The sequence below is a fragment of the Sphaerisporangium rubeum genome (assembly GCF_014207705.1).
GTDB classification, from domain to species: domain Bacteria; phylum Actinomycetota; class Actinomycetes; order Streptosporangiales; family Streptosporangiaceae; genus Sphaerisporangium; species Sphaerisporangium rubeum.
Genome location: NZ_JACHIU010000001.1, coordinates 3,117,215 through 3,129,823 on the forward strand (window position 1 = coordinate 3,117,215; position 12,609 = coordinate 3,129,823).

Consider the following 12,609-nt stretch of genomic DNA (forward strand, 5'->3'; position numbering starts at 1 on the left):
GGCTGGAGGCGAGAGGCCCGTGATCTCCCACCGCCGGGAGGGGACGACAAGAAACCCCAGGCCCTGAGGACCTGGGGTGAGATGGTGGGCGATACTGGGATTGAACCAGTGACCTCTACCGTGTCAAGGTAGCGCTCTCCCACTGAGCTAATCGCCCGCGCGTGAACGCCGGGTGGGACGTCTGAGGTGGAGACGGGATTTGAACCCGTGTACGCGGCTTTGCAGGCCGCTGCCTCGCCTCTCGGCCACTCCACCGGGCGAGGCCCCGAACAGGCAAGACCTCTCCGAGCGGACGACGGGATTCGAACCCGCGACCCTCACCTTGGCAAGGTGATGCTCTACCAGCTGAGCCACGTCCGCGTGATCGGCCGGTGAACTCCCCGGCCCCACGCAGAGAACTCTAGCGAATCCCGGCCAAGTCCCCAAACTCAAATCGGCTTCCCGGGAGGGCCGGCCGGGTCCCGGAGCGGATCCGGTAAGGGGCTACCATGCTTGTCACTGGTTACCTAGTGGTGCTGAGGCGGGAGGGTGGCGGCGGGATGGGCAGCGAGTTCGTCGAGGTGGGGGTGGAGAAGCTCGGCTTCGCCGAGGTGGTCGGGGTGGCCAGGCACGGTGCGGCGGTGCGGCTGAGCGACGAGGCGCTCGCCGCGGTCACGCGCTCGCGCGCGCGGATCGACGAGCTCGCGAGCGGCCCCGTCCCGGCGTACGGCGTCTCCACCGGGTTCGGCGCGCTCGCCACCCGGCACATCGACCCGTCGCTGCGCGCGGCACTCCAGCGTTCCCTGGTGCGCTCGCACGCCGCGGGCTCCGGCGCGGAGGTGGAGGACGAGGTGATCAGGGCCATGATGCTCCTGCGCCTGCGCACCCTCGCCACCGGCCACACCGGGGTGCGGCCCGCCACGGTGCTGCTGCTCGCCGGCCTGCTCGACGCGGGGATCACGCCGGTGGTGCGCGAGTACGGCAGCCTCGGCTGCTCGGGGGACCTCGCGCCGCTGTCCCACGTCGCGCTCGCCCTGATGGGGGAGGGCACCGTGCGGGTGCGCGGCGGGGAGCCCGTGCCGGCGGCCGAGGCGCTGACGGACGCGGGCCTCGAGCCGGTGGAGCTCGCCGCCAAGGAGGGCCTCGCGCTGATCAACGGCACCGACGGCATGCTCGGCATGCTGATCCTCGCGCTGGACGACCTGACCCGCCTGCTGCGCACCGCCGACGTCACCGCCGCGATGAGCGTGGAGGCGCTGCTCGGCACCGACCGGGTGTTCGCCGCCGACCTCCAGTCGCTGCGGCCCCACCCCGGCCAGGCGGCCTCCGCGGCCAACCTGCGGGCCCTCCTGCGCGACTCGGCGATCATGGCCTCCCACCGGGACGACACCTGCACCCGCGTGCAGGACGCCTACTCCCTGCGCTGCGCACCCCAGGTGGCCGGCGCGGCCCGCGACACCGTGGCCCACGCCGCCGCCGTCGCGTCCCGCGAGCTGGTCGCGGCGATCGACAACCCCGTCGTGCTCGGCGACGGCCGCGTGGAGTCCAACGGCAACTTCCACGGCGCACCCGTCGGGTACGTCCTGGACTTCCTCGCCATCGCCGCGGCCGACGTCGCCTCCATGGCCGAACGCCGCACCGACCGCATGCTGGACGTGTCCCGCAGCCACGGCCTGCCGGCGTTCCTCGCCGACGACCCCGGCGTCGACTCCGGCCACATGATCGCGCAGTACACCCAGGCGGCCGTCGTGTCGGAGATGAAGCGCCTCGCCGTCCCGGCCAGCGTCGACTCCATCCCGAGCTCGGCCATGCAGGAGGACCACGTCTCCATGGGCTGGTCGGCGGCACGCAAGCTGCGCCGCTCGATCGACGGCCTCACCCGCGTGCTCGCCGTCGAACTGCTCACCGCCGCTCGCGCACTGGACCTGCGCCACCCCCTGACCCCGGCCCCCGCGACCGCCGCCGTGGTGCGCGCGCTGCGCCTGCGGGTCCAGGGCCCCGGCCCCGACCGGTACCTGTCCCCGGAGATCGAGGAGGTCACCCGCCTGGTCGCCGCCGGCGTCCCGGTGACCGCCGCCGAGTCGGTCACCGGCCCTCTCGCCTGACCGGGGCGCGTCACCGGTGACGAACCAGGACGCGCCACAATGGACGGGTGTATTTCGCCCACGTCAACGGCCGGTTGGCCACGCGGCTGCGTGACGTGACCACCGACCTCGAGGCGCTCGACGGCGAGGGCTGGTGGGCCGTCGTGGTGACCTACGAGGGAAAGGTCACCTGTGCCAGGTTCGACGACGTGCGTCCCGCGCCGCTCCCGCCGGGCACCGGCCACTGGCCGGCCGGCCTGACCTGGGCCTCCTCCCTGGACCGCACCGCGTACGAGGCCGGGGTGCGGCGCGTGCGCGAGCTGATCGCCGAGGGAGAGGTCTACCAGGCCAACCTGTGCCGGATCCTCACCGCCGGGCTCACCGGCGAGGCCGACCCGCTGGTGCTGGCCCACCGGCTGGCCCGCGGCAACCCCGCGCCGTACGCCGCCACGATCGAGGTGCCGGGCCTGTCGGTCGTGTCCGCCTCACCGGAGCTGTACCTGTCGCGGCGAGGCGACGTCGTGGAGTCCGGGCCGATCAAGGGCACCGGCAGGACCGCCGCCGACCTGCTGGAGAAGGACTACGCCGAGAACGTCATGATCGTCGACCTGGTGCGCAACGACCTCGGCCGGGTCGCCGATGTGGGATCGGTCACCGTCCCCGAGCTGTGCGCCGTCGAGGAGCACCCCGGCCTGGTGCACCTGGTCTCCACCGTGCGTGCCGTACTCCCGGCGGGGACGGGGTGGCCGGAGCTGTTCTCGGCGACCTTCCCGCCGGGGTCGATCACCGGCGCGCCGAAGTCGTCGGCGGTTCGAATCATCAATGAGCTCGAACCAGAGCCAAGAGGGCCGTACTGTGGGGCAGTGGGCTGGGTCGACGCCGGCAGGCGCGAAGGCGCGCTGGCCGTCGGCATCCGCACCTTCTGGATCGAGCGCGACCTCATCCGCTTCGGCACCGGCGCAGGCATCACCTGGGGCTCGGACCCGGGGCGCGAGTGGCGCGAGACCGAGCTGAAGGCCTCCCGGCTCATCGCGCTCGCCTCCGGCCGGTCACCGCGTTCCCGGCCGAGGCCGGAAGAAATGGAGAACCGCTAGATGAACGTTCCGGTGTGGGTCAACGGCGAGTTGATCGACCCCGCGCAGGCCGCCGTCTCGGTCTTCGACCACGGCCTGATGGTCGGGGACGGCGTCTTCGAGACGATCAAGTGCGTCGACGGCCAGGCGTTCGCCCTGACCCGCCATCTGGACCGGCTGATGCTCTCCGCCGAGCGCCTCGGCCTGCCGGCCCCCGACGTCGCCGCCATCGCCGGCGGCGTGCGCGGCTGCCTCGCCGCGGCGCCGCCGTGGCCGCTCGGCCGCATCCGGGTCACCTACACCAGCGGCAGCGGCCCGCTCGGGTCCGACCGCGGCAACCAGGGCACCACGTCCATCGTGATCGTGGGTGCGCAGGCGCCGTTCCCCGACGCCGCCGCCGTCACCGTGGTGCCGTGGCCGCGCAACGAGCGCGGCGCGCTCGCCGGGGTCAAGAGCACGTCCTACGGCGACAACGCCAAGGCCCTGGCGTACGCCAAGGAGCGCGGCGGCCACGAGGCGATCTTCGGCAACCTCGCGGGGAACCTCTGCGAGGGCACCGGCAGCAACATCTTCATCGTCAAGGACGGCAACCTCGTCACGCCGACCCTCGCGTCGGGCTGCCTGGCCGGTGTGACCCGCGCGCTGGTGCTGGAGTGGCACGGCGGCGAGGAGGCCGACGTGCCGCTGCAGGAGCTGTACGACGCCGACGAGGCGTTCCTCACCTCGACGACCCGCGACGTGCAGCCGATTCGCCTGGTGGACGACACCGTCCTGCCGGCCGCACCCGGCCCGGTAACCGCCAAGGCGATGCGGGTGTTCGCCGAGCGGAGCGCCGCCGACCTCGACCCGTGACGGCCGGCCCCCCCGGCGGGGTGACCGGCCGGGGGGTCACTCGGGGTACGACACCTGGGTCTGCGCGTTGAGCTCCTCGACCGTGACCTTCTTGGCCGGGTCGGTGAGAGGGTCGTCGATCGCGATGACGTCCAGGCCCTTGGTGATGTCGCTGGAGTAGATGTACCCGTTGTAGTAGTACGCCGACCAGGAGCCGCCGAGCTGAGGCTCGCCTGAGGACCCGATGGGGCCGCGGTCGACGTACGCGATCTCCTTCGGCGCGGCGGGGTCGGTGTAGTCGACGACCGACACGCCACCCTGGTACCACGCCTGCACCATGATCGTCTTACCGGGGACCGGGAGCAGCGACCCGTTGTGCGCCACGCAGTTCTCCGCGCCGGTCTGGTTGCGCGGGATCTTGAAGTACGTGCCGACGCGGCGCAGCTCCCGGCCGTCGACGATGTCGTACACCGCGTCGGCCCCCTTGTCGGGGCCGGTCTTGGCGTCGCAGGTGGCGGCGATGCCGCCGCCGAGCTCGTCGCTGAAGATCACTCTGCTCGCGTCGTTGCTGAACGTCGCCGAGTGCCAGATCGAGAAGTTCTGCGCGTCGGTGACCTGCTGGAGCACCTTGGGCTTCACCGGGTCGGAGATGTCCATCAAGATGCCGTTGCCGAGGCACGCGCCGGCCGCGAGGTTCTTCTCCGGGTACACCGTGATGTCGTGGCAGCCGCTGGTCGCGCCGGGCTGCGACTCGTCGTCGCCGTCCTGGAACAGCACCGGCTGCGCGACCACGGCCGCCTTCGCGGGGTCGTTCACCGGGACCTCGACGATGGCGATCGAGTCGTGCGGCGGCTTGCACTTGGCGGTGTCAGGGGCCGGGCCGAACGACGACACGTACAGGTAGATCTTCGCCGGGTCCTTGCCGGGGACCAGCGTGTGGGTGTGGGAGCCGCACTGGGTCTCGATCGACTTCAGGTACCGCGGCTTGGCCGGGTCGGACACGTCGAAGATCCGGATGCCCTCCCAGCCCTTGATCGAGTCGCCGCGCAGGCTCTCGCAGGTGTCGTCGCTGCGCGGCTCGTCCACCGACAGGAACACGAGGTTCCCCGACACCGAGATGTCGTTCTGGCCGCCGGGGCACACCACCCGCGTGATCACCTTGGGCTTGGCGGGGTCGCTGATGTCGTGGATGGTGAAGCCCTCGTAGTTGCCGACGTAGGCGCGGTCGCCGCGGAACGCGAGGTCGGTGCCCCAGGCCTGCTCGCCGTCGAACGGCGCCGACAGCGGCACGTTGGCCACCAGCCGCGCGTTCGGGCTGTGCTGCACGCCGTCGGCGGTCGTGGCCCCGGGGGGCTTGGACGCCACCGAGTCGGCCGGGCCCTGCGGAGCCGGTGGGCCGGAGGTGCACGCGCCGAGCAATGACACCGCCGCCGCGGCCACCGCGATGGCCCTCATACGCCGCAGGCCCACATCGTCCCCTGTTCGTCCGATCTTGAAAACTGCCCCAGTATGGAAGCTATGTCGTTTCGGCGAAGCACGTCCCGGCTTTTGGTAACGGTTGTGCTGGCATCGGCGCTCGGCGCCTGCTCAGCCGCCGCTCCGCGGCCAGGCGCCGCACCGGTCGCCGGCACCGAGGCGCCGGTGGTCGTGCCAGGCGCGCCTGGCGGGGAAGGCCGGGTCGCCACGCCGGGGGAACGGGTCGGGGAGCCGGACTCGGTGACGTCGGCCGCCGACGTCATGTTCGCCGAGCGGATGATCCCGCACCACCGGCAGGCCCTGGAGATGGCCGCGCTCGCCGCGGACCGCACCACGTCCCCCGCGGTGACGGCCCTGGCGGAACGGATCACGTCGGGACAGGGCCCCGAGATCGCGGTGATGTCACGCTGGCTGACGGCGCAGGGACGGCAGGTGCCGGCCGATCACGGCCACGAGCCGGACCAGGCGTACGGGATGGCGAGCCTCGCCGAGATGAACCGGTTGCGCGCGGCGCGCGGCAAGGAGTTCGACACGCTGCTGCTGCGCCTGATGATCAGGCATCACGAAGGCGCGGTGCGGATGGCGGGGGAGGAACTGGCCGGCGGGGGCGATCAGCTCATGCTGAAGATGGCCGGGGACGTCGTCTCCGGCCAGCGCGCGGAGATCGTCCGGATGAGGAGGCTGCTGGACGGGACGCCGTCCTAGGAGCTCCACAGCATGTTGGACAGCTCCTCGTCGAGATCCATGAAGTCGGCCTCACGGCCGGCCGACACCAGCTCGTAGGTGCGGTGCAGGAACTCGGTGAGAGGCGCCAGCGGCACCTCGAACAGCGCCTGGCCGAACGGAGAGGTCAGGCTGATGTTCAACGTGCGCTCGCCGTCGGCGCGCGCGGGCCATACCTGCACGTCCCCGTCGCCGACCCGCCGGACGATGCCGACGGTCAGCAGTTCACGTGCGAAGATCCACTCGACCGGTTCGTCGTTCCCCACATGGAAGGCCATCCTGATGGCGTACGGGTCGTCGGCGGTATAGCTGAGCCCGGCGAGCAGGGGGACGGTCGTACGGTCGGGGACCACGAGTCGAAGGCCCAGCTCGGCAGAGACGGTGGCGTTCATCGTCAGCCAAACCTTTCATGGTGGGTCCCCTGACGGGGCTTGGATGGTGGTGCTCTGAAGGACTTCGTCCGAAAGCTGTGTCAGCGGAACGAAGAGACCTGCAGGAAAGATTCCGCTCCTGGGCCCTTCTGTAACGCATCTCACAGCGCGACATTTCTGCTGCTACCTGGTCAAACATCGCTTAGGGACGCGTGTTTGCAAGTGTTTTGCGCGTCGATCCGGCCGTCCTACGGGGCATCTACGGGTGACTGTGGGTAAAGATCATATGTGGTGCGATTCGGATGAGTATGGGGCATGACGATGCTATGCCAACACCCCCCTACCATGCCGCACTCCCGCCAACCTTTCCTCGTGTCGCCGCCGTCCCCCACGGGCCCGACCCCCTCGCCGCACACGTCCCGAGATCACTTCCCTCCGTCACTTCGCCACCGCCCCCCGAAGTGAGGTATGGTTTTCCCCGTCGGCGGATCCACCCGCGACCCCGACGATCAAGGGCGATTAGCTCAGCGGGAGAGCGCTTCGTTCACACCGAAGAGGTCACTGGTTCGATCCCAGTATCGCCCACCCAGCCCACAGGCCGCTTCCGAATCGTGGAAGCGGCCTTTTCGATCTTCTGAGTGACCAACTGAGTGACTAAGCCTCTCCCGGCTCCATCGGGAAGATAATGTCCATGGCCTCCGCTCCCTCCAGCAGCACCGGCCGTATCTGCTTGCGGTAGACCTTCTCCGTGACCGCCGTTCCCTGGTGTCCTACCAACCGGGAGATGTTCTCCAGAGGCACCCCGCTGTCCGACAGCAGCGAGACGAAGCTGTGTCGCATCTCCCGTGGTGTCCAGTCCTGAGCCGTCAGGCCGGCGTCCCGCACGATGGCCCGGAACGATCGCCGTACGTTCCCGGCCGCGAGCGCCGTCCCGAACCGCGTGCAGAACACCAGATCCATGTCCCGCCACTTCGCCCCCGCTGTGCGGCGGATGGCGTTCTGACGCTCCCTATGGGCCTGTAGAGCGTCCACACAGCGCTTCGGCATGGCTAGGGTGCGGCGAGATCTCTGCGTCTTCGTGTCTCCGTGAGCCCGCACCGAACGCCAGACCATGATGGATGGTGGAACAGGCGGTTCGGCGTCGGGCCTGCCGTCCAGATCCACATGTGACCAGGTGAGCGCGCGAAGTTCCTCAGTCCGAGCGCCGATGAGCAGAGAGAGCACGACGTACGCGTGCAAGGGCTTCCCCGTCGCTGCGTTCAGCACGGCTTCGGCCTGGTCGAGTGTTAGGGACTTGGACGGCCGGCCAGGCTTTCCCCGTGGCACCTCGCAGAGCAGCACCACATTCCGCTTCACCTTGTCCCTAGCCTGAGCGCGGCTCACCGCACGCTTGAGGATCGAACGGATGTCCAGCAGGGTCCGCGTGCTGAGCGTCTCTGCCTTGCTCGCCAACCAGCGGTCCACGTCGTCCGCAGTGAGTTCCCGAAGCTTCCGCGCACCGAGCGCCGGGATCACGTGAGTGTTCGCCAGGATCGTGCGATTCTCGATGGTGGCGACGTCCCGGCCGGTCAACCCGAACTCCAACCAGTTCCGTACGGCGTCGGCAACCGTGTAGTTCCCCGTGGCCACGGTCAAGCCGTCGTCGTGGTCGCGCTGAATCTCCTTCAGCTTGTCCTTCGCTTCGGTCTTGGTCTTCCCGCTAGCTCTGCGGACGATCCGCTTCCCCTCCGGCGTATAGCCGACCGTCACGGACGCTATCCAGCGGTTCCGTCGTTCGTCCCAGTGCAATCCGCCGTCGCCGCGGCTTCGTCGTTTGGTCATCAGGCGGCTTCCTCTGCTTCCTTCTCCAAGAGGGCGATGTACTCGCGGATGGCACGGGCGGTGATCAGACGGGACCGGCCTTGCTTGACCGATCGCAGCCGCCCGGAGCGGAGCTGTTCATAGATGACGGTGCGGCTCATGCGGAGAAGCCGCATGGCGTCGCTCACTCGGTAGAGCTGGTTATCGTCCAGCCGGACCACGTCCGGCGCCAAGGCGGTCATGGGTGCGGCGTCTCCTCGTTGGCGGGGACCGTGGGGACACCCCACAGAGACGGTTGTCCCTGCGGAGCGGTGGCGTTCACGCTGCTGGAAGTCGAGTCGGGGACGACGGGGACCGTGGGGACGGACTCAGGGGATTGCGCGGCGGGAAGCCGGTACCGTCCGCTGACGTCGGCACTGAGCTGGTTGTCGGCGGCCATGCGCTGACAGGTCTTTTTCACGTTGTCGTAGGCCACTCCGATGGCTTCGGCGATGACCTTCGGTGGACTGCCGGGATGCTGGCGGACGTACCGGAGGATGGCCGCGCGGGTTGCCGACAGGGTGTGGTCCTCTGGTGGGCCGTCCAGCAGATGCCAGACGCCGGCGTCGGGTTGGAACGCCATGGCGTACTCGGCTTCCTCCACATCGCGGCCGGTGACGTGCAGGACGCCGTCAGCGCTTCCGCGTGCCCGTTTGAGTACCAGCGTGGCGTCTGCCGCGCCGGCGAGTCCGTTGGTGCCGGACACCTCGGCGAGGAAGTCGTCCGAGGCCATCTTGCGGACGTGGTGGACGAGGACGACGGCGACGCCGAAGGCGTCGGCCAGGCGTTTGGCTCTGCTCATGGCGGCGTAGTCGGCGTCGTAGGCCGACAGTCCCGGCGGGGCGATGCCGCGCACCTTGGCGAACACGTCGATGACCACCATGCGGGCACCCACGTTGCGTTCCAGCCACCGCGCGATGGCTTCCTCACCACCTTGCGGCAGGGTCGGGCACGTGGTGGCCAAGGTGAGGTCACGCGGTGCCGATGCGCCACCGAGGATTTTTCGCATGCGGGACTGGAGACGGCGCGGGGTGTCTTCCAGTGCGAGGTAGAGCACCGGCCCGGGTTCCACGGCGATGGCTTCCAGGGCTTTGCCTCCGGCGGCCACGGCGATGGCGGTACCGAGCGAGAGCCACGACTTGCCGACCTTGGGTGGACCGGCCAGCAGGTTGAGCCCTTCGGCGATGACCCCGGGAACGGCCCACTTGGTGTCGGGGAAGGTCATGGCCATCAGCTCATCGGCGGTCCACGAGGTGCGGAACGGCACCTCGGCCCCTTCCCGGGGTACCGGGGCGGTGTTGCCTGAGACCAGCCGCAGATGCGGGGGGCGTTCGTGGTCGTTCATGCGGCCACCGTCCGGGGCCGCCTGGCGCCGGCGCGCAGACCGGATGCGATGGTGCGCCGTGCCTCGCCGGGTCGCTGGCCGACCGTGGCGGCGGCGTCGGCAAGCCACGCGGTGACCTGGTCTTCGTCCAGCGCACCACCGGCCACGAGCTGCCCCAGTGCGACCGCCGAACGGTACAGCGCGATGTTGTGGCCGTCCGCCGGGGATGCGGTCACCCGCTCCAGTTCTGCGACGACGGCCGCGCGAAGGTAGGAACCGCGCCGGTCACCGGCCAGCGGCACCGCTACCGGCTTTTGCGGTGGCAGTGGTGCGGGCCGCAGGCGTTCGGCCAGCCACGCGGGCAGCGGTGCCGGTGCGGCGGGGTGGATCACCTCGTATCGTCCGGCGCCATCGGGCAGGTTGACGAAGCTGCCGGGGCCGACGACGTACCCGCCGTTGCCGCGTGTGTCGATTTTCCAGCCCAGTCCGTTGCCGTCGTCTCCCTGGGTGTTGCCGAGCGACGGGCCGTCCGGCGCGGCGTAGTACAGATGCACCCCGCCGCGCCGGGTACGGACCTGGAAGGTCTCGAACGTGGGGAACGGCTGGCCGGCACGCTCGCAGACCACCGCGAGCACATCGGCACCGTCCCCGATCCCGGGCAGGTCCCATTCAGCCGGGGGTGCCTCGCCGGGCTTGGGTACGTCCAGGTCCACCACGACCAGCCGCGAGGGTCCACACGAGATGCCGACGTTGTAGGGCGTGCGGGTCCACCAGTGGCGGATGCGGTCGGGGTCGGTGGTGGCCTGCCGGGTCCAGCTTTGGCCTTTGAGCGGCACCTTGTCCCCGGGAGCGAGGGGGAAGACGTGCCAGCCGCGGGCGGCGGCGGCCAGAGCGTAGCGCAGGATCGGGTTGGTGTTCATGACGCGATGGCCTCCATCTGGCGGACGCCGGGCAGGTAGTGGCCGGGCAGGAGCGACAGCACGGCGGTGATGGCCTGTTGCGGGACCACGCCGTTGCCCAGCAGGCGAAGTTGCCCGTTGCGGGGGATGCCGGGGATGCCGGTGACCCATCGGTCGGGCAGGCCCATGAGCCATTCGACGAAGTGCGGGCTCAGGCGGTCGCCGGTTCGCCCGGGTTCGGTGGGCCGGGGGGCGGGGCGGCCGAGGATGTGTTCCCAGCGGTGTATGGCGGGGCCGTAGGGTCCCCAGTCGGTAGCCGTATGGCCAGTGATGGCAGGGTCAGGTCTCCCGATGAGCCGCGCTGGTTGGGGCCGCCGTTGGTGCCGTCGGTGGCCTTGGGGGTGGGGAGCAGGGCCACGGCTGTCTCCAGACGGTGTTTGGGGTTGCCCTGGCTGATCTCCCTGCGGGAGGGTCCCTGCATGCTGGCCAGTGGTGTGGGCATCAGGTGTTCCACCTCGTCGGCCAGCGTCGGTCCATGGCCCCCGGCTCTGCGCTTGTCGGGGTGCTGGGAGCCGCCGTTGACGGCCAGTTGCGCGGTTGGGGTCTTCAGCAGGGTCGCTGTGCCAGGCGAGGATGAAGACGCGTTCGCGGCGGTGGGGTGCGCCGGCGTCGCTGGCGCGGACAACCCGCCAGGCCCCCAGGTAGCCGAGCGTGGCCAGTCCCTGAACGACTCGGGCCATAGCGTCCCCGCCGTTCGCAGACAGCAGCCCAGCGACGTTCTCGAACACGAGCAGCCGGGGTGGTGGGTCCATTCGGCCAACAGCGGCACAGATGTGGTCGAACAGCCATCGCTCATCGGTGATGCCCTTTCGTCGGCCGGCGGCGCTGACCGGCTGGCAGGGAAACCCGGCGGTCAGCACATCGGGGGCGGGCACGCCGGCCCAGTCCACAGCGGTCAGATCACCCAGGTTCGGCACCTGGGGAAATCGGCGGGCGAGCACCGCGGCGGCGTGCGGGTCGTTGTCGGCCACCCACAGCAGGCGGGTGCCGAGCACGGCGGACACGGCCATGTCCAGCCCTCCGTATCCGGTGCACATCGAACCGGCAGTCAGCAGGCAAGCCGTGTGGTGGGACGTTGCGGTGGTCATGGGCGGTCAGTCGGTGGCGCTGTCGGCGTGCAGCCACAGCGTCAGCAGCGCGGCCAGGTGGGTGACGTGCTGGCGTAATTCGGGGTCGCGGGGATAGCGCCGGTGCTGCCTGGCGGTGACGATGTGCCGGGCGATTTCGCCGAGCGCGGCGGTCGCTTCGGCCAGCCGAGCGCTGTCGAGGCGGTAGGGGGTGGCGGCTTCGTGCCGGGTGGCGCGTAGCCGTTCGATCTCGGTTCGGATGTCGTCCACGGCGGCGGCGTGGCGCTGGTCTTCGGCGTGGTCGTGGACGGCGGACACGATGAACTCGGCGACGGCCCGGCAGTCTTCGGCGTCGGCCACTTCGATGTACAGGTCCCATTCCTCCTCGCCGGCGGCGATGGCCCATCGGCCGAGCGGGTGACGGTCGGGGTTGCACTCGGCGGGGACAACGCGCCAGGTCTGGAGGTCGTAAGTGCCGATCTGGTGGCGGGTGGGGATGGTCGGGCGGATGTCGTCGGGGGTGGAGGTGTCCGGGGTGGGCATGGTGGTGGTCTCCTGACGTGGTGGCGGGGTCAGTGGGTGATGTCGCGGTGCAGGCGGCGTGCGTGGTTCCAGGCGCGCCGGCCGATGCGCAGGCGTAGGCCGGTGCCGTCGCAGCGGCGGCAGTAGCGGGCTTTGCGGCGTAGTCCGCCGGGGCGGGGGCGGATCTTGCCGTCTCCCTCGCAGCGTCGGCAGGGGCCGAACGGGCTCACCGCGCAGCGCAACAGGTAGCCGGTCAGCCAGAGCCCGGCGGCGAGGGTGAGCCAGCCGAGTACGCCGGCGAGGGAGATGGCGAGGGTCGCGGTTTGGGTGGTTGCGGTCGCGGCCAGGTGGGTCATGACAA

The 12,609-nt window shown here is 70.2% G+C and carries 13 protein-coding genes and 4 tRNA genes; 5 read left to right on the plus strand and 12 right to left on the minus strand.

The window, feature by feature from the left end; all coding sequences use genetic code 11:
- Positions 1 to 82: 82 nt before the first annotated feature.
- From BJ992_RS13360 to BJ992_RS13370, 3 genes are all read right to left on the minus strand, one after another.
- Positions 83 to 157: transfer RNA gene (locus BJ992_RS13360), tRNA-Val, on the minus strand.
- Positions 158 to 184: 27 nt separating this feature from the next.
- Positions 185 to 255: transfer RNA gene (locus tag BJ992_RS13365), tRNA-Cys, on the minus strand.
- A 32-nt stretch (positions 256 to 287) separates the two neighbouring features.
- Positions 288 to 360: transfer RNA gene (locus BJ992_RS13370), tRNA-Gly, on the minus strand.
- A 179-nt stretch (positions 361 to 539) separates the two neighbouring features.
- Between BJ992_RS13370 and hutH the strand changes: the two genes are divergently transcribed.
- Genes hutH through BJ992_RS13385 form a run of 3 tightly spaced genes read left to right on the plus strand, consistent with a single transcriptional unit; the run spans position 540 to position 3,988 of the window.
- Positions 540 to 2,084 (plus strand): histidine ammonia-lyase, encoded by a 1,545-nt coding sequence (hutH, locus tag BJ992_RS13375; RefSeq protein WP_184988003.1) that lies wholly within the window; start codon positions 540 to 542, stop codon positions 2,082 to 2,084.
- A gap of 47 nt (positions 2,085 to 2,131) precedes the next feature.
- Positions 2,132 to 3,157, plus strand: a complete 1,026-nt coding sequence (locus BJ992_RS13380; protein WP_343072642.1) for a chorismate-binding protein — start codon at positions 2,132 to 2,134, stop codon at positions 3,155 to 3,157.
- Positions 3,158 to 3,988 carry an aminotransferase class IV gene (locus BJ992_RS13385; RefSeq protein WP_184980876.1) on the plus strand — a complete coding sequence of 277 codons (831 nt, stop codon included), beginning with the start codon at positions 3,158 to 3,160 and terminating at the stop codon, positions 3,986 to 3,988. It begins immediately after the preceding gene.
- 36 nt (positions 3,989 to 4,024) lie between these two features.
- Here the strand turns inward: BJ992_RS13385 and BJ992_RS13390 are convergent, their stop codons facing one another.
- Positions 4,025 to 5,422 carry an LVIVD repeat-containing protein gene (locus tag BJ992_RS13390; protein ID WP_184980878.1) on the minus strand — a complete coding sequence of 466 codons (1,398 nt, stop codon included), beginning with the start codon at positions 5,420 to 5,422 and terminating at the stop codon, positions 4,025 to 4,027.
- A 105-nt stretch (positions 5,423 to 5,527) separates the two neighbouring features.
- On the opposite strand from BJ992_RS13390, the gene BJ992_RS13395 reads away from it, so the two are divergent.
- Complete coding sequence (locus BJ992_RS13395) at positions 5,528 to 6,148, plus strand: DUF305 domain-containing protein (RefSeq protein ID WP_343072643.1); 621 nt, start codon at positions 5,528 to 5,530, stop codon at positions 6,146 to 6,148.
- Here BJ992_RS13395 and BJ992_RS13400 read toward each other — a convergent pair.
- On the minus strand, positions 6,145 to 6,558 hold the full coding sequence (locus BJ992_RS13400) for an SsgA family sporulation/cell division regulator (protein WP_184980883.1): 414 nt from the start codon (positions 6,556 to 6,558) through the stop codon (positions 6,145 to 6,147). The two genes, BJ992_RS13395 and BJ992_RS13400, sit on opposite strands and share 4 nt — an antisense overlap.
- A gap of 492 nt (positions 6,559 to 7,050) precedes the next feature.
- Here BJ992_RS13400 and BJ992_RS13405 point away from each other — a divergent pair.
- A tRNA-Val gene (locus BJ992_RS13405) sits at positions 7,051 to 7,122 on the plus strand.
- Between the two features lie 69 nt (positions 7,123 to 7,191).
- Here BJ992_RS13405 and BJ992_RS13410 read toward each other — a convergent pair.
- The 7 genes from BJ992_RS13410 to BJ992_RS13440 are packed head-to-tail and all read right to left on the minus strand — an operon-like array spanning position 7,192 to position 12,604.
- Positions 7,192 to 8,358, minus strand: coding sequence for a site-specific integrase (locus tag BJ992_RS13410; RefSeq protein ID WP_184980885.1), 1,167 nt, complete (start codon positions 8,356 to 8,358; stop codon positions 7,192 to 7,194).
- Positions 8,358 to 8,579 carry a helix-turn-helix domain-containing protein gene (locus tag BJ992_RS13415; RefSeq protein WP_184980887.1) on the minus strand — a complete coding sequence of 74 codons (222 nt, stop codon included), beginning with the start codon at positions 8,577 to 8,579 and terminating at the stop codon, positions 8,358 to 8,360. The genes BJ992_RS13410 and BJ992_RS13415 overlap by 1 nt, the downstream gene beginning before the upstream one ends.
- Entirely contained in the window at positions 8,576 to 9,721 is a 1,146-nt protein-coding gene (locus BJ992_RS13420) for an AAA family ATPase (protein ID WP_184980888.1), read from the minus strand. The genes BJ992_RS13415 and BJ992_RS13420 overlap by 4 nt, the downstream gene beginning before the upstream one ends.
- Positions 9,718 to 10,620, minus strand: coding sequence for a bifunctional DNA primase/polymerase (locus tag BJ992_RS13425; protein WP_184980890.1), 903 nt, complete (start codon positions 10,618 to 10,620; stop codon positions 9,718 to 9,720). Before BJ992_RS13425 ends, BJ992_RS13420 begins: the two co-directional genes overlap by 4 nt.
- Positions 10,617 to 11,747: a DNA cytosine methyltransferase gene (locus BJ992_RS13430; protein WP_184980892.1), complete on the minus strand. Its 1,131-nt coding sequence runs from the start codon at positions 11,745 to 11,747 to the stop codon at positions 10,617 to 10,619. The genes BJ992_RS13425 and BJ992_RS13430 overlap by 4 nt, the downstream gene beginning before the upstream one ends.
- A gap of 6 nt (positions 11,748 to 11,753) precedes the next feature.
- On the minus strand, positions 11,754 to 12,269 hold the full coding sequence (locus tag BJ992_RS13435) for a hypothetical protein (RefSeq protein ID WP_184980894.1): 516 nt from the start codon (positions 12,267 to 12,269) through the stop codon (positions 11,754 to 11,756).
- Between the two features lie 29 nt (positions 12,270 to 12,298).
- Complete coding sequence (locus BJ992_RS13440; protein ID WP_184980896.1) at positions 12,299 to 12,604, minus strand: hypothetical protein; 306 nt, start codon at positions 12,602 to 12,604, stop codon at positions 12,299 to 12,301.
- Positions 12,605 to 12,609 lie beyond the last annotated feature (5 nt).